Source organism: Rothia nasisuis, assembly GCF_928381405.1.
GTDB lineage: Bacteria > Actinomycetota > Actinomycetes > Actinomycetales > Micrococcaceae > Rothia > Rothia nasisuis.
On sequence record NZ_CAKMSB010000001.1, the window covers coordinates 260,084 to 281,477 of the forward strand.

Annotated in this window: 15 protein-coding genes; 8 read left to right on the forward strand and 7 right to left on the reverse strand. The window is 59.6% G+C overall.

Annotation, left to right across the window (positions count from 1 at the left end; translation table 11 throughout):
- The first annotated feature begins 14 nt into the window (after positions 1 to 14).
- The 8 genes from ppgK (at position 15) to L6966_RS01145 (ending at position 9,983) form a co-directional block, all read left to right on the forward strand.
- On the forward strand, positions 15 to 860 hold the full coding sequence (gene ppgK, locus L6966_RS01110) for a polyphosphate--glucose phosphotransferase (protein WP_272878569.1): 846 nt from the start codon (positions 15 to 17) through the stop codon (positions 858 to 860).
- Between the two features lie 148 nt (positions 861 to 1,008).
- Entirely contained in the window at positions 1,009 to 2,232 is a 1,224-nt protein-coding gene (locus tag L6966_RS01115; RefSeq protein ID WP_083091749.1) for a glycosyltransferase family protein, read from the forward strand.
- Complete coding sequence (locus L6966_RS01120) at positions 2,220 to 3,443, forward strand: glycosyltransferase family 4 protein (RefSeq protein ID WP_237232721.1); 1,224 nt, start codon at positions 2,220 to 2,222, stop codon at positions 3,441 to 3,443. The genes L6966_RS01115 and L6966_RS01120 overlap by 13 nt, the downstream gene beginning before the upstream one ends.
- Positions 3,444 to 3,446: 3 nt before the next feature.
- A complete protein-coding gene (locus tag L6966_RS01125; protein WP_237232722.1) occupies positions 3,447 to 4,550 on the forward strand; it encodes a glycosyltransferase family 4 protein in 1,104 nt (367 codons plus the stop codon).
- Positions 4,551 to 6,350 carry an ABC transporter ATP-binding protein gene (locus L6966_RS01130; protein ID WP_237232723.1) on the forward strand — a complete coding sequence of 600 codons (1,800 nt, stop codon included), beginning with the start codon at positions 4,551 to 4,553 and terminating at the stop codon, positions 6,348 to 6,350.
- Positions 6,350 to 7,504: a phosphotransferase family protein gene (locus L6966_RS01135; RefSeq protein ID WP_237232724.1), complete on the forward strand. Its 1,155-nt coding sequence runs from the start codon at positions 6,350 to 6,352 to the stop codon at positions 7,502 to 7,504. The genes L6966_RS01130 and L6966_RS01135 overlap by 1 nt, the downstream gene beginning before the upstream one ends.
- Complete coding sequence (locus L6966_RS01140; protein WP_237232725.1) at positions 7,501 to 8,601, forward strand: phosphotransferase; 1,101 nt, start codon at positions 7,501 to 7,503, stop codon at positions 8,599 to 8,601. Before L6966_RS01135 ends, L6966_RS01140 begins: the two co-directional genes overlap by 4 nt.
- Positions 8,602 to 8,612: 11 nt before the next feature.
- Positions 8,613 to 9,983: a UDP-glucose dehydrogenase family protein gene (locus tag L6966_RS01145; protein ID WP_237232726.1), complete on the forward strand. Its 1,371-nt coding sequence runs from the start codon at positions 8,613 to 8,615 to the stop codon at positions 9,981 to 9,983.
- A 95-nt stretch (positions 9,984 to 10,078) separates the two neighbouring features.
- Here the strand turns inward: L6966_RS01145 and glgX are convergent, their stop codons facing one another.
- The 7 genes from glgX to hisD form a co-directional block, all read right to left on the reverse strand.
- Positions 10,079 to 11,965, reverse strand: a complete 1,887-nt coding sequence (gene glgX, locus L6966_RS01150) for a glycogen debranching protein GlgX (RefSeq protein WP_237232727.1) — start codon at positions 11,963 to 11,965, stop codon at positions 10,079 to 10,081.
- A complete protein-coding gene (glgA, locus tag L6966_RS01155) occupies positions 11,962 to 13,428 on the reverse strand; it encodes a glycogen synthase GlgA (RefSeq protein ID WP_237232728.1) in 1,467 nt (488 codons plus the stop codon). The genes glgX and glgA overlap by 4 nt, the downstream gene beginning before the upstream one ends.
- Positions 13,429 to 13,433: 5 nt before the next feature.
- Positions 13,434 to 14,732, reverse strand: a complete 1,299-nt coding sequence (glgC, locus tag L6966_RS01160) for a glucose-1-phosphate adenylyltransferase (protein WP_237232729.1) — start codon at positions 14,730 to 14,732, stop codon at positions 13,434 to 13,436.
- Positions 14,729 to 16,864: a 1,4-alpha-glucan branching protein GlgB gene (gene glgB / locus L6966_RS01165; RefSeq protein WP_237232730.1), complete on the reverse strand. Its 2,136-nt coding sequence runs from the start codon at positions 16,862 to 16,864 to the stop codon at positions 14,729 to 14,731. Before glgB ends, glgC begins: the two co-directional genes overlap by 4 nt.
- A 33-nt stretch (positions 16,865 to 16,897) precedes the next feature.
- A complete protein-coding gene (locus L6966_RS01170; RefSeq protein ID WP_083091760.1) occupies positions 16,898 to 19,303 on the reverse strand; it encodes a glycogen/starch/alpha-glucan phosphorylase in 2,406 nt (801 codons plus the stop codon).
- A gap of 171 nt (positions 19,304 to 19,474) precedes the next feature.
- Positions 19,475 to 19,951: a transcriptional regulator NrdR gene (gene nrdR / locus L6966_RS01175; protein WP_237223727.1), complete on the reverse strand. Its 477-nt coding sequence runs from the start codon at positions 19,949 to 19,951 to the stop codon at positions 19,475 to 19,477.
- A 21-nt stretch (positions 19,952 to 19,972) separates the two neighbouring features.
- Positions 19,973 to 21,343 (reverse strand): histidinol dehydrogenase, encoded by a 1,371-nt coding sequence (gene hisD, locus L6966_RS01180; RefSeq protein WP_237232731.1) that lies wholly within the window; start codon positions 21,341 to 21,343, stop codon positions 19,973 to 19,975.
- Positions 21,344 to 21,394 lie beyond the last annotated feature (51 nt).

Sequence of the window (21,394 nt, forward strand, 5' to 3'; positions counted from 1 at the left end):
TCTAAGGAGCGCTCTTGACTGACGCAGTTACCCCCGACGTACCGGCACCCACCGCAGCTGACCTGGTCATCGGTATCGACATTGGCGGCACCGGCATGAAAGGCGGAATCGTCGATATCCGCACCGGCCAGCTGGTGGGCGAGCGCTTCCGCATTCCCACCCCCCAGCCTGCCACCCCTGAGGCCTGCGCCACGGTCGTGCGGGAGATTGTTGATGAGCTGCAGGGCCGCGAGCTCGCTCCCCTGCCCGATTCAGCGGTCGGTATCGACTTCCCCGCCATCGTGAAGAACGGCGTGACCCTGTCTGCTGCGAATGTGCATGAGTCCTGGATTGGCGCTGACCTTGAGGGCATCATGAGCCAGGCCCTGGGTGGCCGCGCCGTCTATGCCCTGAATGACGCAGACGCCGCTGGCCTGGCTGAGGCTACTTACGGCCAGGGTCGAGATAAGGACGGCCTGATTGCCGTGATTACTCTGGGCACCGGTATCGGTTCAGCCCTCATTATCAACGGGCAGCTGGTACCCAACACCGAGCTGGGTCACCTGGAGCTTGACGGCCACAACGCCGAGTCTCGTGCCTCGGCCCGTGCCCGCGAAATTCACGAGCTGTCATGGAAGAAGTACGGCAAGCGCCTACATCGCTACTTCTCCCACGTTGAGATGCTCTTCTCCCCCGATCTTTTCATCATCGGTGGGGGCATCTCAAAGAACCCTGAGAAGTTCATGCCCTACTTTGAAGATGAGATTCGCACCCCCATGGTCATGGCTACCCTGCGCAATAACGCTGGCATTGTGGGTGCTGCCTTGTGGGCTGCCGGGCACCCCAGTGAACACGAACGCCGCGCAGCTGCCGCAGCCTAGGGCTGGGGCAGCCCGGAGGGTGTTAGAATGCTCTCATTAATGTTGGAGAGATTTATTTTCATCTTTCCTTAATAATGCGTCCGTAATATTTTCTGGCGAAACAATCACACCACCGGTTACCCGGTTTTAATCGCACCAGAAAATACTTATGCACCATACACTGACCGATGCGCCAGTACGCGTTGTGCTCTACAGCCACGATTCTCAGGGGCTGGGGCATGTGCGCCGCAACCTGGCTATCGCCCACCATATTGCCCGAACGGTCCCCGAGTTAACGGGGCGCCCAGTGGCTGGGCTCCTCGTCTCGGGTCTGCCTCAGGCGGCCACCTTTCCACTCCCTCCCGGGTTTGACTGGGTGTTTATTCCCAGCATCCGCAAGGTCAAAGGCCAGTATGCTTCGCGGTCCCTTGGCACCACGATGCCCCTGCTGGTACAGTTGCGCTCCCAGTTGCTTGAAGCCTCACTTCTGGGCTTCGCCCCTGACGTGGTGATTATTGATCGGCACATCTTCGGAGTTATGAGGGAACTCCAGGTGCCCCTAGAAAAACTTCGCGCCCTGCACCCAGAAACCCATGTGGTGCTCGGTCTGCGCGAAATTCTTGACGAGCCTGCCGTAGCTCACGCTGAGTGGTTCAAAAACGGTTCACCGGCTAACCTACGGTCAATTGTTGATTCCCTCTGGATCTACGGTGACCCCTCGGTGCATCACCCGGTACGCTCCGGTGAAATTCCTAGGGAGCTAGCCGATCAGGCAAAGTTCACTGGCTACCTTGCCCTGGGGCGAGAGCTAGCCGAGCCCACCGGCCAGCCTGCACCCGACCGCCCTTTTATTCTCACAACCGCTGGTGGTGGTGAGGACGGGTATACCCTCCTCGAAACGATGGTGCAGGTTCAACCGCCCGAAGGTTTTGACCACCTTGTGGTTACCGGCCCTCAGCTGGCACCCGAAAAATTCAGGCAACTGGTTGACGGCGCCGCGTCCGGAGTGCAAGTGGTTCACTCACTCCCCGGTCTCAGCCAGCTCATTGACCGGGCGGCAGCCGTGGTGTGCATGGGCGGGTACAACACCACTAACGAGGTGTTAGCAACTGCTACCCCAGCGCTCATCGTGCCCAGGGAGGCACCTCGAACAGAACAGCTCATCAGAGCACAGGCTTTAGCCCGCCAGAACGTGGCTGACTACTGTAGGCAGCAAGAGCTGACGGTTGAGAGGGCCTCAGCTTGGGTGCGTGAGGCTGTCAAAGGCAGGGTTGATCGTACCCATATTGAGCGGGACGGTCTGTGGCGAACCGCCACACTCGTTGCAGAAATAGTAGTGGGTAAGGCGGAAGCCCGAAGCTCGCAGGAAGATGAAATCTTATGGGCCATATAGGTTATGTTTTGAAGGTCTACCCCAGGTTCTCTGAAACCTTCGTGGTTACCGAAATTTTGGCGCGTGAAGCTGCGGGGGAAAACCTGAGTATCTACGCTTTACGCCCCACCACTGACACTCGTTTTCACCCGGAACTGGCGCGTGTGCAAGCACCTGTGACCTGGATTCCTCGAACGAGTCAGTCTGCCTCGTTCTGGGAGCAGCTGGGGCGATCGTTGAGAACCGAACAGATGCGGTCACGGTTCGCCGTGATTTTGCCTCAGCTGATGGAGCTACCTGCCTCTGATGTTGTTCAAGGTGTCACCCTTGCTGCCCGGGCTCAGGCTGATGGCATCACCCACCTGCACGCTCACTTTGCGTCCTTGGCTGGGCGTATGGCCTGGGTCGCCCACCAGTTGACGGGAATTCCCTACACTGTTACCACCCATGCCAAGGATATTTTCCATGAATCGGTCGATATGACCTGGCTACGCCGTATCTGTGGCGATGCTGCGGCTACCGTCGCTATTTCACGCTATAACGAGTCTTACTTACACAGGGTTCTTGAGGGCACTGGTGCCAACATCGTCCTACAGTACAACGCGCTAGAACTAGACCGCTTCCCTTACCAGAACCCGCCGGTTGTGAACCAGCAGGAGCCACTGCGGGTGGCTGCTGTGGGCCGCCACGTGACTAAAAAAGGGTTCAGCCAACTCCTGGATGCTCTAAAAATCACCGTTGACCGGGGGTTTGACGTGCAGCTGACCCTGGGTGGTTCGGGTGAGCTGACTCCGTCTCTTGTGCAGCAGATTCAAGAGTTAGAGCTGGGTGATCGAGTCACCTTGCCTGGCCCGCTCACCCAGCAGGAGGTGCGTGACCTACTTGCGCAGGTTCACGTTTTCGTAGCTCCCTGTATCCCAGCGGCCGATGGCAATATGGACGGCCTACCCACAGTTGTGCTGGAGGCCATGGCTTGCGGAGCCCCGGTTATTGCAACCAGCGTGACCGGTTTACCGGAGGTAGTACGTAATTTACACACGGGTCTGCTTTTAGAGCCTCTGGACGTGGCTGGGCTAGCCGATGCGCTCGAGGCGGTAGCTACATCACGGGTGAACACGGTGGCACTGGCGCAAGAGGCCCGAACCTTAATAGAAGAGAAGTTTGATAGTCGTGCCCAGGCACGAGCCCTGGGCGAGTTGCAGGCTGCCCACAGCACGAAAGGTGTGAAGTAGACAATGCGCATTGCCTATGTGTGTGTAGACCCGGGCATTCCGGTGTTCGGCACAAAAGGTGCATCGGTTCACATTCAGGAGGTAGCCCGCGAACTGTTGCGCCGGGGGCACGAGCTGAAGTTTTTTGCCACGCGAAGCGGTCAGCAAGTACCCCAGGATCTAGCTGATGTTCCGTGTGAAATCTTTAAGATTGAGACCAAGGACGCCGGTGAGCGGGAGGTTGCCCAGCAGCAGGTTTCTGCGCATATTGCGCAGGCTGTGCGTGACTGGGGCGCTGATTTTGTGTACGAACGCTATTCACTGTTCTCTACGGTCTTGGCAGAGAGCCAGCTACCGGGCGTCCTAGAGGTGAACGCTCCGCTGATCGACGAGCAGAAGACTCATCGGGTGCTGGTTGATGAGCCTGCCGCCTACCAGGCCCTTACTCTCCAGGCCCAGGCCGCTTCTGCTGTTGTCGCTGTCTCTGATCAGGTGAAGGCATGGGTTGCTGGTCTGGTTCCGCAGGCTACCGTGACCACGGTGCCCAACGGAGTGAGCATCTCACGCATCACGCCCAGCCCCGAGGCTGAGGGGAGCCCGATTGTCACTTTTGTGGGCACCCTCAAGCCCTGGCACGGCGTCGCCGACCTGCTTACCGCCGCGTCCTTAGCAAGGGTGCCCTGGCGGCTAAGGATCCTGGGTGACGGCCCCGAACGTGAGGCCCTCCAAGCCCAGGCCGATGAGCTGGGGCTTGAGGTCGACTTTGTAGGAGCGCTTGCTCCCGAGGATATGCCAGCGGCTCTGGCGGGTTCAGCTATCGGAGTTGCCCCCTACCCCGCTGCTGACGGTAGCGGCGAGCACTATTTCTCCCCCCTGAAGGTCTATGAGTACCTGGCGGCTGGCCTGCCGGTGGTCGCTACCTCTATCGGTCAGATACCTGCCACCATCGAAGGCGCTGGAACCCTGGTGCCTGGCTCAGACGCGGCCGCCCTGGCAGGCGCTCTGGATGAGCTGGCCGGTCATCGGGCGCTGCGTGCCCGCTACGGTAAGCGTGCACGAGAACTTGCAGTAAGCCGCCACTCCTGGGAACAGGCCGTGACCCGTATACTTTCTCTGGCAGGTGTCTAAGTGGCTAAACGAATTCAGAAGAAGGCGCTTCGACGCACCCTCGAACTGATTGCACCAGACATCAAACCTCAGAAGGCACTGGCAGCAGGTGGCACTCTGGCTCTCCTCTTTGAGGTAGCTTTTAGGGTCTTAGAGCCCTGGCCGCTCAAATTCGTGGTAGATGCCCTATCTGTCTCTCTGGGAGCCCAGCAGAGCGGGCCTCCTGCCTCCTGGTCACTGCTGGTGTGGTGCGGGGTTGCCCTTATCGCAATTGTGGGTCTTCGCGCCCTCTCCAACTACCTGGCAACCGTCGCTTTCGCACTCGTGGGTTCACGAGCCTCTACCCTCCTGCGCGCCCGCGTCTTTAACCACGTGCAGAACCTGCATCAGGGGTTCCATGCCCGCAACCGGTCAGCTGACACCGTGCAGCGCATCGTGGGTGACGTGGCCAGGCTCCAAGAGGTCGCAGTTACCGCAGGTCTGCCACTCATCGCCAACCTCCTCACTCTGGCGGTCATGCTCATCGTCATGCTGGTGATAGACCCCATTCTCTCACTGGTTGTGGTGGTCGCGCTCTTTATCTTCCCTCTCATGTCTCGAGGAACAGCCCGCAAGATTACGCAGGCTTCCCGCCGCACCCGCAAGGCCGAAGGCCAGCTGGCTAACACCGCTCAAGAGTCTCTGTCATCGATTAAGGTGGTGCAAGCCTACGGCCTGGAGGAGCACATTGGCCAACGCTTTGTAGAGGCTAACAAGAAATCGCTCAAAGATGGGGTGCGTGCCCGCCGTCTGGCGGCCCGTCTTGAACGGGGCACCGACGTCATTGTGGGCATCTCAACCGCCGCCGTCATAGTGGGAGGTGCCTGGCGGGTGCTGGAAAACCACATGACAATCGGTGATTTGGTACTTTTTACCACCTACCTCAAAACCACTATGAAACCCCTGCGCGATATGGCAAAATACACGGGAAGAATAGCCCGCGCCACCGCCAGCGGTGAGCGTGTAGCTGATTTGATGGATGTTGAGAACGACATCGAACAGCTAGAATCCCCCCAGAACCTGGGGAAGGTAACTGGTAGCCTGGTGTTCAATAACGTATACACCGAATATGACGGTCACCCGGTTCTACGCGGGCTCAACCTTACGGTGCATCCGGGGGAATTCGTAGCGGTTATCGGGCCTTCAGGTGCCGGTAAATCAACGCTCGTTTCGCTGCTGGGCAGGTCACAAGACCCAAGCTGGGGCACCGTCCGCATCGATGACGTCACGGTTGCCACTACTGATCTTGAAGAGCTGAGGGCCAATATCTCCCTGCTTCATCAAGAAGCAGTGCTCTTCACAGCAACGATTCGCGAGAATATTAGGTACGGGCGTTTTGACGCCACCGATGACGAAATCGAGGCCGCCGCCCGGGCAGCCCATGCTGCACCCTTCATCGAAAAACTTCCCGCAGGCTACGACACCATGGTCGGCGAACGCGGAGGAACACTCTCAGGCGGCCAGCGCCAGCGCATCGCTATTGCTCGTGCGCTCCTGCGCGATACACCCATCGTGGTGCTTGACGAGGCCACAACGGGCCTTGACCCCGAGTCAGCTGGCCTGGTTATGGACGCTATCGAAGAACTGGTCAAGGGTAAAACAACGCTGGCTGTCACCCATGATACCGAGGTGGCTCTGCGAGCTGACCGGGTGATTTGGCTACAGGACGGTAGGGTTCAGTTCGACGGCTCTCCCGCCCACCTTCTCAAAACTAGCAGGGCCTTCCGCGCCTGGGTCTCAGCGGGCGAGAAGAACCATGATGACATTCGGGTAGGAGACTGATGATGGGTACATCGACCACCTTCGCCGCCGTCTCTACTCTTCTAGAGCCCGGGTGGCTTTCTGAGTGGCTGGGGCGTGAGGTCACAGTGACGTCACTACGTGTTAAACCAGACACCTCCGTGCTTGCAGGCTTTAGGGCCTACAGCCCGCATGAGCTGGTTAAAGGGCAGGACGCTCACGGCTGGGTCCGTCTGCTCTGGCCAGCAGGAGCACGAAAGGCCACCCGCCACGCCGAGCAAGTTGCAAAGCTGGGCTTGGCGGCTCCAGTAGTGCCGGCGGGCCGGGAGTTTGAACCGGGTTCAGTGATTCAGACTGGCCCCCTGGCGGCTGACCCTAAACTGATGGGTCCGCTCGCTGAGAGTAGTGCACTTCTTGCCCCCGGCGCGAGGGTCTTGCGTTACAACCCTGCCCGGCGCCTCGTCATCAGGTACAGAAGCAGTGACGGCCCCCTTCGTGTGGTTCGGGTACTGACCGCCGGTGAGCCAGCCGATACCGGTATTCACGAGTTCGTGAGCGGGTTCGTTCCGGCTCCTCCGGTGCTTGCCCCCGATCAGGTGACCGGCCTACCAGCCCTGGAGTACGTGGGCGATCACGACCTGAGCGATGGTCAGACTCCAGCGCAGGCTGAGGCCGCAGGTGCCCTCTTTGCTCACCTACATGCGTCCACCCCGCATCTTCCCCCCTCCCTTAAAGGGAAGCTGGCGGATCGTTTCACCAGCGGAGCCCGCCAGTTACAGGTTCATGCCGGGGTGCTTGATGCTCTGGATTCTGAGCTTGCGGGCCGTTGCCGTGAGCTTGCCGCTGAACTCCCCCGGTTAGAGGGGGACCCGGTGCTCGTGCACGGTGATGCCTCACCTGACCAGGTCATCACCGATACCTCGGGCAGTTTCTGGCTCACCGACTTCGACCGGGCGCACCTCGGCCCGGCAGCCACCGATCTTGGCTCCTACCTGGCTACCAGTAGCCCAGAAGCCGGAAGGTCTTTTATGCGCGGCTACCTCAATGCTGGTGGTGTGCCCCCGTCACCCGACCAGCTCCAGAGAGCGACCGCCCACTCGCTAGCTTTGCGCCTGACCGAGCCACTGCGTGCCGGCCAAGCGACCTGGCGCACCGACATCGTCCGCCGTCTCATTCAGATAGAACAACTGCTATGAACACTTCTCAAGCCCTCGCAGCCCTTCGCTCTGAGCGCTCGTTTGCTCCGCACCTCACCGTCCGCAGAGCCTGGCCCCATACCAACGCATCACTCATTGCGGAGATATACAACGGCCAGACGGAGCTGCTGGGTGCCGCCCACATCGATGCGGCCGGGCACGTCCGAGAACTCCCGTACGGTACTGACGCAAAGCTACCTGAATTAGCCGGTGACCTCAGGGAACCCGGTTCACAGTTACTGGTGCATCGCGCAGGCAAACGGGCGGTAGTCATGCACAGCGGCCGAGTCTCTAAACACCTCAAACCGGTCAAGGTACGGTCTGTGGTTACAGCGAGCGCTGCTGTGGGAAACCTAGCCTCCGCTTCTGGTTTCACGGTGGCTGAAGTAATCAACGCCGGTCACTCCCGAGTCGATTTCTCGAAGGTTGCTGGCCGCTCGCTCTTCCAGCTGGCGGATCAGGGGCTGGAGGCCTGGAGTCATTTTGCGCTTAACTGGTCTGCCTTCTTAGAGCGTGGATCAGCTGCCTACCGGAGCGGAGAGGCCCTTCACTCACCGCAGGAAGACTACAGGCCCCCCGTCCACAGTGCCAACGAAGAGGCACTGGTGCTCGAACAGTGGGTGGGCCATACCGAGGCCTACAATGCTTTCTCTGGTTTGAGTGATAGAAGCATAGGAGGCGCAGAGCTCTCAGCAGCGGCTCAGCGGGTCGCACACGAACTGAGAAGCACCGAGACTCACAGCGACTACGTTCTTCTTCACCGCGACCTACACGATAAGCAGCTTCTGTGGGACGGAACCAGCCTAGGAATTATTGACCTAGACACCGCCGCTTACGGAGAAGCCGCACTCGATGTGGGCAACCTGCTTGCCCACGTGGAACTACGAGCTACACAGGGAATCTATAGCAGGGCATTCTCAGCCCACATCATTAAAAACCTTGAGCAGCTAGCTGCAAAGTGCGCTATACCAGAAGCCAGGCTTGAGCTCTACCGGCAGGCAGCCCGAATTCGAATTGCCTGCGTCTACAGCTTTAGACCGTCGGCCCAGCGCTGGCTCCCCTCCTGGATTAAACACACACTGACCCCAATACACTAAGGAAAAAGAAAATGAAAATTTCAGTTATCGGTTGCGGCTATCTGGGCGCAGTCCACGCGGCAGCTATGGCCCACCTAGGGCACACCGTTCTGGGCGTTGACGTTGACGCCGCCAAAATCGACAATCTTTCAGCAGGCCAGGCGCCTTTCTACGAGCCCGGCTTCCCTGAACTTCTCAAGAGCTCACTGTCATCGGGGGCACTCTCGTTCGCTCTGGCCCCCACTGACGGTGCCCCCTCCCCTGAACTGTCAGCTCAACTTGCAGATACCGATTTGCACTTCATTACTGTGGGTACTCCCCAGTCTTCAGACGGTAAGGCAGCCAATCTCTCGTACGTAGAGGCTGCACTCGAACTGGTGCTTGCCACCATTCCTGCCGACAAAAAAGCACAGGCCAGCTCCGAGCGTCCATCTACCGTCATCGTGGGCAAATCAACCGTGCCTGTAGGAACTGCCGCTCGGTTAGCAGAACGAGCCGAAGCAGCGGGGGCTGTTCTCCTATGGAACCCTGAGTTTCTCCGCGAAGGGTTCGCTGTCAAAGACACTCTGTACCCAGATCGGCTGGTCTACGGCCTCCCCTCAGACCCTGCTCGGGCTCACGCTGGTGCGGCTGCACTCGATACTGTCTACGCACCTATTCTTGCCGCAGGTACACCACATATCAGAACCAACTACCCCACCGCAGAACTCGTTAAGGTGGCAGCTAACTCCTTCCTCGCTACCAAAATCTCCTTCATCAATGCTATGGCTGAGCTCTGCGAAGCCACCGGCGGTGACGTGACTGAGCTGGCTCACGCTATCGGCTACGACGAGCGTATTGGCAACAAGTTCCTGCGGGCAGGTGTGGGTTTCGGGGGTGGTTGCCTACCTAAGGACATCCGCGCCTTCATGGCCCGCGCCCAGGAACTCGGCGTAGAAGATGCCGTGAGCTTCTTGCGCGATATTGACGCCATCAATCAGCGCCGCCGCGACCGCGTCGTCACCGAATCTATCAAGGCGTTCGCCGGAAACCTTGCAGATGCCCGGATTACGGTCTTGGGGGCAGCCTTCAAACCTGACTCAGATGATATACGTGACTCCCCTGCCCTTGAGGTAGCCGTGCGCCTGGCCGAGGCCGGTGCCCGCGTGACCATCACCGACCCCGAGGCGCTACCCGGTGTGGCTGCCCGCTACCCTCAGCTCATCTGTCAAACCGATGTGCAGGCCGCTCTGACCGGTGCTCAGCTGGTGTTGCTACTGACCGAATGGCCCAGCTTCGTTAACCTGGATCCCGCTGACGCGGCCTCCGTAGTGGAACGGGCTCATATCATCGATGGCCGCAATGCTCTCGACAAGCAGGCTTGGCTCGAAGCAGGGTGGATCTACGCGGGGCTGGGCCGGTAGAGATGCCGCTCATGGCCGGTTACCCGAGTGCATAAGGACGCTGCCGCCCTCCTTCATTTATAGGGAGGGCGGCAGCGTGAGAATGAATCCGCAGTCTAGGAATAGACCCGAACCGACTGGGCAACCATAGCCTGCTGATGTGAGGGTTCTGACTCGAACTCTAGGTGCCAGTCGCGGCCCTCAGGGTGCGGCGGCAGGCTCAGGTCAATCTCGTCACCGGTGTTGAAGACAAGCAGCACATCACCCAGCTGAGCCTGAAAACACCGGAAGTCTGGGGCGTGCCAATCGTAACTTTCTACAGGGGTACCGTTTGATCGCCACCACAGAACCTGATCCCCGTGCAGGAACTCACGCCGGCGTAGCTGGGGAAGGCGGCGTCTCAGGGCAACCAGTGAGGCAACATAAGACACCAGAGAGTGATCAGCGAGATCCCAGTTGAGCCAGCTCGTCTCATTATCCTGGCAGTAGGCATTGTTGTTGCCATCCTGGGTGTTGCCCATCTCGTCGCCCGCAAGAAGCATGGGTACCCCCTGCGAGAGTATTAGGGTAGCCAGTAAGGCACGAACCCTACGCTCACGGGCCTGTGCGATAGCTGGGTCATCGGTGGGGCCTTCAACGCCCAGGTTATCGCTATGGTTATCGTTATGTCCGTCCTTGTTCCCCTCACCGTTTGCCTCGTTATGTTTCTGCGAGTAGGTCACCAAGTCACGCATAGTGAACCCATCATGGGCCGTAATAAAGTTGACGGAGGCAGTGGCCGGTCTGCCGCTGTGGTCAAACCGTTGGGCGCTCCCCAGCAGTGCTGAGGCTAGCTTACCTATCGTGTCTGTGTCCCCGCGCCATGCCTGGCGCACCCCGTCCCGGTAGGTGTCATTCCACTCCCGCCAGGGGTGAGGGAAGTGCCCCAGCTGGTAGCCTCCCAGGCCAATATCCCAGGGCTCGGCAATCATTTTGAGGCTGCGGAGCACAGGGTCCTGCCCCACAGCTTGAAAGAAGGCGGCCTGGTTCGAGAAGCCGTTCTCTGTGCGCCCCAGGGTAGCCGCCAGGTCGAAGCGGAAGCCATCAACTCCGTAGCGGGTCGCAAAGTGGCGAAGTGAGTCCAGAACCAGTCGGAGAACGTTCGGGTTACGTACAGCCACGGTATTCCCGGTGCCCGTGTCGTTGGTATAGGTGCCGTCAATGTTCCGCAGATAATAACCAGCGTCGTTGAGCCCACGCATCGACAGAATCGGCCCGTTTTCGCCGCCCTCACCGCTGTGGTTGAAGACCACATCAAGGATGACCTCAATACCGTGCTCGTGCAGAGTGTACACGGCCTGCCTGAACTCTGCGTCCGCCTGCGCGCCGTGAGCCGGGCCCGAGGCGTACCGCGGTTCGAGCGCCGAAAAGCCAACGGGCTGATAACCCCAGTAGTTCACTAGGCCGCGCTGAATCAGGTGCTCATCGTCAATAAAGGCCTGCACCGGCAGAAGTTCCAGGGCGTTAACGCCCAGGGTCTGTAGATGCTCAAGGACGGCGGGGTCGGCCAGAGCCGCGTAGGTACCGCGAATCTCGGGGTTGATAGCCGGGTGATTCTTGGTGAGACCCTTCACGTGGGCTTCGTAGATGACGAGGTCTTCCCAAAAGTGGTGCGGGCGGTTCTGGGCGGGGTCAGGGCCGCCAGGATTGGTCTCGGGTATCACGCATTTAGGTACCACCTGTGCGCTGTCACCCTGAGAGGTAGCAGCCATTAAGGAATCCCACCGCAGGGGTGCATCAAGTTGCCTGGCTGCGGGATCAATCAGCAGTTTTTCGAGCTGGAAATGCGGCGAATCGCCGACGGCGCGAAAGCCGTAGCGGCTCCCCTCGTGCGCCTCGGCAATATCGCCGATCCAGTGTTCGCCGTCCTTGGTAGTGAGCTCATGGCGGCTTTCGTAGTTCTCTTCATCGAACAGGCAAAACCACACCCGGGTGGCCCCAGGTGCCCAAACTTCAATTCTCATTCCACGAGAGTATCAAACATCTTCGCATACTCTCCTGCTGATTTCTCCCAACCGACTGAGGCGCTCATCGCAGTGTGACGTAACCGGATCCACTCTTCGCTGTCTGCGTAGAGATCAATGGCTCGCCCTAGAGCGAAACTGAGGCCACCTGCGTCGATGGCTCCCCCCAGGCGGGCATCACCGAAGGTGAAGCCGGTTGCGGTGCCCGAAGCCAGGTTTTCTGGGGTGGCATCGCACACAGTGTCACGCAAGCCGCCGGTGGCAGCGACCACCGGTACAGCACCGTAGCGCATACCGTACATCTGGGTCAGGCCGCTGGGCTCAAAACGAGAGGGCACAAGGACGATGTCGCCCCCCGCATACAGGCGGTGGCTCAGGGCTTCGTCATAGCCGAGTCGCAAACCGACGCGCTCGGGGTAGCGAGCAGCCAGGTCGCTCAGAGCTACCTCGTAGGTAACGTCCCCGGACCCCAGAATAGCTACCGCGCCACCGCGGTCCAGGAAACCGGGAAGGGCCTGAACCAGCAGGTCAATGCCTTTCTGGTAGGTCAGTCGGGTTACAACCACAGCCAGTGGCCCGGTGGGTTCCGCCAGGTTAAACTCATCCAGTAAACGCTGTCGGTTAATGGCCTTATCGGCGGGGTTAGCTGCCGTGTAGGGCACAATCTCCTGATCTTCAGCCGGGTTCCATACATCGGTATCAACCCCGTTGATAATGCCGGAAAGCTCACCGCGGTCACGCCGGGCCGCTACCACACCCTGTAAGCCGAAACCGAAGTGAGAATCCGTCAGTTCTTCCGCGTAGCTGGGGCTCACCGTGGTCAGGCGAGAGGCATGGGTCATACCCGCCTTGAGAGTGGAGAGCATGCCGTGGTATTCCAAAGAATCCGGGGTAAAGTCCCATGTGGGTAAACGTAGGTAGTCGAGCTGATCAGCACCAACAACACCCTGGAAGGCGATGTTGTGAACCGTCATGACGGTGGGAACGGTTGACCCCGCATACTTGAGGTAGGAGGGTGCCAGGCCCGCCTGCCAGTCGTGGGCGTGCACCAGGTCAGGTTTCCAACGGTCGCTGGTTCCCCTAAGCGCGATTTGCGCGGCCGCCCAGCTCAGCGCCGCAAAACGTACGTGATTATCTGGGTAGTCGCGGCCGTTCATGGCGTACGGGCCGCCCTCTCGGTCAAAGAGGTGTGGGGCATCCAGCAGTAGGACGTTGAGCCCGTCAACAGTGCCTCGCACCACCGAAGCCGGGCCCCCGAACAAGTCGGCATCACGCCAGACTCGGGTACCTCGGCTCAGACGTTGGAGCAAACCGGGGTAGGCAGGGAGGAGCACCTTGGACTTGTAGCCGTAGGGCTCAAGTGCAGCGGGCAGGGCACCCACCACGTCAGCCAGCCCCCCGGTTTTAATGAGGGGGGCGCACTCAGAGGCGACCGACAGTACGCGTTTTACACGGCGTGCCATTTCGTCTACTTCCCTAAGGCTTCTGCGCGCCGGTTGAGCATCTTCTGAGTAATCAGGGTGACCCCACCGGGTGAGACCCTGAACCACTTAGCATCTTCCTCGGGGTCCTCACCAACGATGAGCCCCGCAGGAATATCTACGTCGCTGTCGATGACGCAGCGGGTCAGGCGGGCTGATCGAGCAATGTCAACGTGCGGTAGCACCACTGCCTCTTTAAGCTCCGCGTAGGAGTGCACGCGGCTCCCCGTAAAGAGGAGGGAGTTTTCTACGGATGAGCCCGAAATGATACAGTCCCCCGAGATGAGCGATTGAATAGCATTACCGCGGCGGCCCTCGTCGTTGTGAATGAACTTGGAAGGCGGGCTGATTTCAGCATAAGTCCAGATAGGCCAGGTGCGGTCGTAGAAATCCAGCGGCGGAATCATGGCTGTCAGGTCAAGGTTGGCCTGCCAGAAAGAATCAATGGTGCCTACGTCACGCCAGTAGGGGTTGGTTTCAAGACCGCTCATGACACACGAATCGCTGAAGCGGTGCGCAACGGCCTTGCCGTTCTTCACAATGTTCGGAATGATGTCGTGCCCAAAGTCATGCGACGAATCCAGTTTCTGTGCATCCTCGATCAGCATTTGACGCAGGAAGGCCCAGTCAAAGACATAAATACCCATCGAGACCAGGGACTCTTCGGGGTTGTCAGGTGTGGAGGGCGGGTCGGCAGGTTTTTCAAGGAAGTCCACAATGCGGCTCTGCTCGTCAACCGCCATCACGCCAAAGGCACTAGCCTCACTACGAGAAACTGTTAGACAGCCCACGGTCACATCCGCCCCGCTGTCCACATGCTGCTGGAGCATAATCTCATAGTCCATCTTGTAGATGTGATCGCCGGCCAGCACCACGATGTACTCCACCTGATAGTCATCCACAATATCTATGTTCTGGTAAATCGCGTCTGCGGTTCCCAGGTACCACTGGTGTTCAGAGACACGCTGGCTGGCAGGCAGAATATCCAGGTACTCATTACGTTCGGCTCGGAAGAAACTCCAGCCGCGCTGCATGTGGCGAATCAGAGAGTGGGCCTTGTACTGGGTTGCCACCGCCATCTTGCGAATACCCGAGTTGTAGGCATTCGACAGGGGAAAATCAATAATCCTGGCCTTGCCACCAAAGTGCACAGCGGGTTTGGCTCGTCGATCGGTGAGTTCTTCTAGTCGGGAGCCGCGCCCGCCGGCCAAAACGAAGGCCATGGCCTGGCTCGATAGGCGGTGCTTATTCTCTCGTGAGCCGTGTGGGGTGCTGAGTTGACTCATGGTTTGTCCTCTACAAAATAGATAGCTGAAAGTGGTGGGAGTTTGAGGAGGGCTGACTGTGCCTCGGTACCCATGGGAAAGGGCTCCGTTTCAATGGCACCATCGTGCCCGCAGTCACCGCCGTGGTAGTGAGCGGAGTCGGTGTTGAGCGCTTCACGCCAGCGCCCTGGCACGGGGAAGGGAACCCTGAAGGCATCACGCTCAACCGGGGTAAGGTTCAGCACGACGACGACGTGGGGGTCACCCGGCGCGCCACGGCGTAGCCAGGCGTACACCTGTTCATCCCGTGCATCTGCCAGCATCCACTGGAACCCGTTCGGGTCGCAGTCACTGCGGTGAAGAGCCGGTTGTTGGCGGTAGAGAGCGTTGAGATCCCGTACAAGTGCAAGGACGCCAGCGTGCCCCGGGTCATCGAGTACGCCCCAGTCGAGTTCGTCCTTGTAATCCCATTCAGAGGGCTGGCCGAACTCCTGCCCCATAAAGAGGAGTTTCTTACCGGGGTGGGCCCACATGTAGGCCAAGAAGGCCTTGAGGTTGCCCAGTTTCTCTGCGTGGTCACCGGGCATACGACCGTAGAGGGAGCCCTTGCCGTGTACTACTTCGTCGTGGCTAATGGGTAGCATAAAGCGTTCGCTGAAGATGTAGGTCAACCCGAAAGTAAGTAGGTCAGAGTGGTATTTACGGTAGACCGGGTCAAGGCCAAAGTACTCAAGTGAGTCGTTCATCCAGCCCAGGCTCCATTTATAGTTAAAGCCCAAGCCGCCGTGGCCAGTTGCGCGGGTCACCCCGGGAAAGGAGGTGGATTCTTCGGCAATCATAATGGCCCCACCAACGGTGCGGTCTACCGCCTCATTGGTGCTTTGCAAAAAGTCGAGGGCTTCGTAGTTTTCGACTCCACCGTCCTTATTGGGCACCCACTCCCCTTCCTTACGGGAGTAGTTACGGTAAATCATTGAGGCTACGGCATCAACGCGAAGCCCGTCCAGGTGGTATTCCTGCAACCAGAAGAGGGCATTGGAACGCAGGTGCCCAGCAACTTCAGGCCGCCCATAGTTGTAAATCAGGGTGTTCCAGTCGGGGTGAAAGCCCTCCTGCGGGTTCTGGTGCTCGTATAGGGCTGTGCCGTCAAATCGGCCTAGCCCGTGCGCGTCCGTGGGAAAATGGCCCGGCACCCAGTCGGCAATGACGCCTAGACCGCGCTGGTGGGCAGCGTCGACGAAAGCCTGAAAGTCCTCGGGTAGACCGTAGCGCGCCGTGAGGGCGTACATACCAATCGGCTGGTAACCCCAGGAGCCGTCAAAGGGGTGTTCGGTAATCGGCATCACCTCAATGTGGGTGAAACCAAGGTCTGCCACGTAGTCAATAAGGTCACCCCAGCCCTCGCGCCGCCAGGAGCCAAGATGAACCTCGTAAACGCTCACGGGGGCATCCGGGGCACTGGCTTGTGCACGGGTACTCAGCCACTGGCCGTCCTGCCAGTCATGCCTGTCAATCGCGCGCACCACGGATGCAGTGGCGGGAGGCATTTCAGCGCCAAATCCGACCGGATCGGCTTTCAGGGGCAGTACCTCACCGGCTGAGTTGAGAATCTCATACTTGTACACCGTGCCCTCACCCAGGCCTGGGATAAAGAGTTCCCAGACACCGGTTGCCCCGCGCTGGCGCATGGGGTGGCAGACTCCGTTCCAATCGTTGAAGGAACCTACCACTGACACCCGGCTGGCGTTGGGGGCCCACACGGCAAAATGCACACCGGGGACGCTTTCATGTTCCATCAGGTGGGCGCCGAGGGCCTTCCAGAGTTGCTCGTGGTGCCCCTCGTTTAGGAGGTACTCATCGATGTTGCCAAGCACTGGAGAAAAGCGGTAGGGGTCCTCCCTCTCCACCTGCTGACCACCGGGCCATTCAATCCGCAGACGGTAGTAGGGCAGGTAGTCGCCTTCGAAGACCGGCAGGTCGGTGAACGGGCGGGTCAGCTCACGCTGATCCGTGCCGTTCACCGCCCAGACACGCTGGGCGCCGGGAATGAGAGCGACGATGCGCTGGCCGTCTTCGCTGGGGCCGAGAGCCTTGAAAGGATCGTGGTGCTTCCCTGCTGCTAGAGCTTGGGCTTCTATTTCTGTGATACTCATAAGGCTTTCCTGGCTCCTTGAAGGTCTGCTCAGCTACAGGGCTGAATCAATTCCCCATACTTCGGTCATGTACTCCCTCACCGAACGGTCAGAGCTGAAATAGCCCATGCGGGCAATGTTCAGCACGGCCATACGCTGCCAGCGCCTGGTGTCTCGGTAGGCAGCCTCGACCTCCTGCTGGGCTCTGTCGTAGTCGTCAAAGTCCGAGGCAACAAGGAACCAGTCACTGTTCCACATGTTGTCGACCAGCTGACCGAAACGGTAGGGTTCATCGGGGCTGAAGGCGCCCTCTGCTACAGCCTGCAAGATGTCGCGGAGGGCCTGGCTGTTTTCGATTGCGGCGCGGGAGTGGCCGGGCTGGGTTCGGCGCTGGGCAACCTCTTCGGTGGTGAGGCCGAAGAGGAAGAAGTTCTCAGCGCCTACGTGCTCACGAATCTCGACGTTGGCACCGTCCAGCGTGCCAATGGTCAACGCCCCATTGAGGGCAAACTTCATGTTGCCGGTTCCCGAAGCCTCCATACCAGCGGTTGAAATCTGCTCGGAGAGGTCAGAGGCAGGAATCAGACGCTCAGCCATAGAAACGTTGTAGTTGGGCGGGAAGACAATACGCAAGAGGTGCTTGGTATCTGGGTCGTTGTTAACAACCTGGGCCACATCGTTGATGAGCTTAATGATGTCTTTCGCGGTGTGATAGCTGGGGGCAGCCTTACCAGCAAAAATCTTGACGCGGGGCACCCAACCTGCGTTGGGGTCACGCTTAATACGCTGGTAGTGGGCTACGGTCCACAGAATATTGAGTAGCTGGCGCTTGTATTCATGCATACGCTTGACCTGGGAGTCGAAGAGCGCATCGATGGGTAGCTCAACCCCGTGTTCGTCGCGCATCCAGTCGGCAAAGCGCTGCTTGGCAGCCATCTTGGTCTGCCCGAAAGCGTCCAGGAAGGCGGGGTCGTCCGCGTAGGCTTCGAGCCCGCGCAGGCGTTCCAGGTCGGTCTCCCAGCCTTCACCAATAGTCTCGGTAATCAGGTCAGCCAGCGCTGGGTTGGCCAGTTTGAGCCAGCGGCGGGGAGTAATACCGTTGGTGATGTTGACGATGCGGTCAGGGTGCAGGGCGTCGTGTACGGGGAAGAGCTCGGTTTTAACCAGCTCGGTGTGCAGCGCTGAGACGCCGTTGACGCGGTGGCTGGTGGTGAAAGCCAGGTCACCCATGTTGACCTGGTCGCCCGAAATAAGGCGGGCGGGGTGCGCCGAGCCTGCCTGTAGGTCAACGAACTGCTGATCCAGACGTTCAATGATTTGTAGGTGGCGGGGTAGCACATTGCGCATCAGGCCGACGGTCCAGCGCTCCAGGGCCTCAGGTAGCAGGGTGTGGTTGGTGTAGCCCAGCACCCGGGTTGAAAGGTCAGCGGCGCGGTCAAAATCAAAGCCGTGCTCGTCCACCAGAATACGGATAAGTTCAGGGCCAGCGATAGCCGGGTGGGTGTCGTTCATCTGAATGGCGACGTGCTGGTCCAGGTTCTCGAGTGAGGAGTGGGAGACCAGGTGACGGCGCACGATGTCTTGGACAGACGCGGAGGTGAGAAAGTACTCCTGCGACAGGCGTAGCTGCTTGCCGCCGTCCGTGGTGTCGTTGGGGTAGAGCACACGGCTGAGACTGCGGGCGAGCGCTTCTGGTTCTGCTGCGGCAGCGAAGTCGCCCGCGTTAAAGCGGCCCAGGTCAAAGAGGTCAGCGTTGGGGGTCGCAGCCCAGAGGCGCAGGGTGTTGGCCCAAGCTCCACCATAGCCCACTACGGGAGTATCGAAAGCTTGAGCCTGCACGTGGGTACCCGGGGTCCAGCGGTATACACCGTTCTCTTCGTGGATGCCGCCGCCAAAGCCAACGCCATAGACAGATTCGGGGCGGTCAAAGTCCCAGGGGTTGCCGTGAGCTAACCAGTTCTCTGGGTTCTCCTGCTGACGGCCGTTTTCAAAGGACTGCTCGAAGAGGCCGTGTTCGTAGCGCAGGCCATAACCGTAGGCAGGGCAGCCCACGGTTGCCATTGATTCAAGATAGCAGGCTGCCAGGCGCCCCAGGCCACCGTTACCTAGTGCCGCATCGGGCTCAGACTGCGCTATTGTGTCAAAATCAACGCCAAGGTCTGCCAGGGCCTCGCGCGCGATATCGCGTACGCCAAGGTTGATGGCCAAATCCTCCATGAGGCGACCAATGAGAAACTCCATAGAGAGGTAGTAGACGCGCTTGCGATCTTCGTCCCAGGTGCGGCGGGTGGAGTTGAACCAGGGCTCAACCGCCATGTCGCGCAGGGCATGGGAAAGGGCGATACGCCAGTCGAAAGTGGTGGAATGCTTCGGATCCTTACCTGCGGTGTATTGCAGGTGCTGTAAGAGAGAGGAGCGGAAGCTAGCTACTGATGGTTCTGGGCGATTGTGTTCTGCCATACCCTAATGCTACTGTTCAAATTTCAGTAAGTAGCGGGTTTGCCGGTGAGTCGCCGATTTTTCACTGTACGTCTCTCGTTGTGAGACAGTTTGATGGCACAAATCATATACCCGGTATGTGGTTTACCTATTTTTACTGGGCATCAGGCACCGTTATGCCCACTCTCCATCTCAGAGAAGCGTACCCCGCTCGTCTCTGCCTGCGCCCGATTCACGCAGAACTGCAATAGCCTGCTCAAAGTCATCGAGAGACTCAAAAGCCTGGTAGACGCTAGCAAAACGCAGGTAGGCCACGGTATCGAGTTTTGAGAGGGGCTCAAGAATGGAGAGCCCCACCTCGTGAGCATCAATTTCAGCGATACCCTTAGCCCGGATTGCCTCTTCAACCTCCTGGGCTAGTTTGGCCAGGTCGTCCTCGCTGACCGGGCGGCCCTGGCAGGCTTTGCGAACGCCAGCGACAATCTTGGACCGATCAAAAGGTTCCGTTACCCCGCTGCGCTTGATGACTGATACGGCGGTGGTCTCAACCGTGGTGAAGCGCTTGCCGCAGTTGCTGCACTGGCGGCGGCGGCGAATTGCTGAATTGTCGTCGGTCGTTCGCGAGTCGACGACCTTTGAGGTGGAATTACGACAGAAGGGGCAGTTCATGTGGTTCCTCCGGTGGGTACCTTATTTGGGCTGACCGGTGCGGGCAGTAATTGCTTCGCCGTGGGCTGGCAGGTCTTCGTCCTGGGCAACGGCTACAATAGACTCCCCAATGTTGGCCAGGGCATCTTGGCTGTAGTTGATGAGCTGAACCGCCTTCATAAAGACGGTGGTGTTGAGCCCTGATGCGTAGGCCGCTGAGCCGCCGGTGGGCAGAACGTGGTTGGACCCTGCCGCGTAGTCGCCCAGGGGCACCGGCGAGTAGGGGCCGATGAAGATAGCGCCGGCGTTACGCACGCGAGCGGCAACCTCTTCTGCCTTCTCGGTGTGGATTTCGAGGTGCTCGGCGGCGTAGGCGTCGGCCACGGCGATAGAGGCATCGAGGCTGTCAGTGAGTACCACACCTGACTGCGGGCCGGTCAGGGCCTTGGCAACGCGCTCGCTGTGTTTGGTGGCGGACGCCCGGCGGTCAATGGCTTCCTGCACAGCAGCTGCTAGGGCCGGGCTGTGGGTAATAAGGACGGACCCCGCGTTGGGGTCGTGTTCTGCCTGGGAGATGAGGTCGGCAGCAACATAGTCGGGGGTTGCCGTGTCGTCTGCGATGACGGCGATTTCGGTGGTTCCGGCTTCGCCATCTACACCTACAACACCTTGCAGGGCCCGTTTGGCCATGGCAACAAAGATATTACCGGGGCCGGTGATGGTGTCGACGGGTTCGAGTACTTCACCGGCGTCGTCCAGGCCGTAGGCCATAGCACCGAGGGCACCGGCGCCACCAATGGCCCAGACTTCGGTGATCCCGAGCAGGCCAGCTGCACCCAGAATGGTGGGGTGGGGCAGGCCGCCGAATTCTTTTTGGGGCGGGGTGCAGAGCACGATAGAGCCAACACCGGCTGCCTGGGCAGGCACGGTGTTCATAATGACAGATGAGGGGTAGACAGCCAGGCCGCCGGGCACGTAGACGCCGGCGCGGCGCACTGGGGTCCAGCGGTTGGTCAGGACGGCGCCGGGGGCAACCTCGATGGCCTGGTCAGCGGGGCGCTGGGCAGCTGCGAAGGCCCGTGTACGTTCGATGGCTATTTCAAGGCCTTGGCGGACGGCCGGGTCCAGGTCGGCTACCGCCCGGTTGATAGCGCTTTGGGGTACGCGCAGGGCGCCTTGATCTACGCCGTCGAACTTTGCGGAGAGTTCCCGCAGGTAGTCAGCCCCGCGGTCCTGCACGTTCTCAAGAATCTCGTGCACGGTGGTGAGCGCATTCCCCACGAACTCGGTGGTCTGACGCGGGACGATGCGGCGCAGCTCGGCGTAGGAGTGGTTGCTGCCGCGCAGGTCGATAGTGCGCAGGGTGAAGTCTGCGGGGGCAGTGGAGTTCTGGGTGCTGTCTCTTGTGCTCATCTCTTCGATTTTAACGCGGCCGTCAAGCCACGTGGAGCTTGGGAGCCTGAT

Excerpts from the sequence above, each read along its gene's own strand:
- L6966_RS01115 (WP_083091749.1), top strand. The coding sequence starts at position 1,009 with ATGCACCATACACTGACCGATGCGCCAGTACGCGTTGTGCTCTACAGC.
- L6966_RS01120 (WP_237232721.1), top strand. The coding sequence starts at position 2,220 with ATGGGCCATATAGGTTATGTTTTGAAGGTCTACCCCAGGTTCTCTGAA.
- L6966_RS01125 (WP_237232722.1), top strand. The coding sequence starts at position 3,447 with ATGCGCATTGCCTATGTGTGTGTAGACCCGGGCATTCCGGTGTTCGGC.
- L6966_RS01135 (WP_237232724.1), top strand. The coding sequence starts at position 6,350 with ATGATGGGTACATCGACCACCTTCGCCGCCGTCTCTACTCTTCTAGAG.
- L6966_RS01140 (WP_237232725.1), top strand. The coding sequence starts at position 7,501 with ATGAACACTTCTCAAGCCCTCGCAGCCCTTCGCTCTGAGCGCTCGTTT.
- L6966_RS01145 (WP_237232726.1), top strand. The coding sequence starts at position 8,613 with ATGAAAATTTCAGTTATCGGTTGCGGCTATCTGGGCGCAGTCCACGCG.
- glgX (WP_237232727.1), bottom strand. The coding sequence starts at position 11,965 with ATGAGAATTGAAGTTTGGGCACCTGGGGCCACCCGGGTGTGGTTTTGC.
- glgA (WP_237232728.1), bottom strand. The coding sequence starts at position 13,428 with ATGGCACGCCGTGTAAAACGCGTACTGTCGGTCGCCTCTGAGTGCGCC.
- glgC (WP_237232729.1), bottom strand. The coding sequence starts at position 14,732 with ATGAGTCAACTCAGCACCCCACACGGCTCACGAGAGAATAAGCACCGC.
- glgB (WP_237232730.1), bottom strand. The coding sequence starts at position 16,864 with ATGAGTATCACAGAAATAGAAGCCCAAGCTCTAGCAGCAGGGAAGCAC.
- L6966_RS01170 (WP_083091760.1), bottom strand. The coding sequence starts at position 19,303 with ATGGCAGAACACAATCGCCCAGAACCATCAGTAGCTAGCTTCCGCTCC.
- nrdR (WP_237223727.1), bottom strand. The coding sequence starts at position 19,951 with ATGAACTGCCCCTTCTGTCGTAATTCCACCTCAAAGGTCGTCGACTCG.
- hisD (WP_237232731.1), bottom strand. The coding sequence starts at position 21,343 with ATGAGCACAAGAGACAGCACCCAGAACTCCACTGCCCCCGCAGACTTC.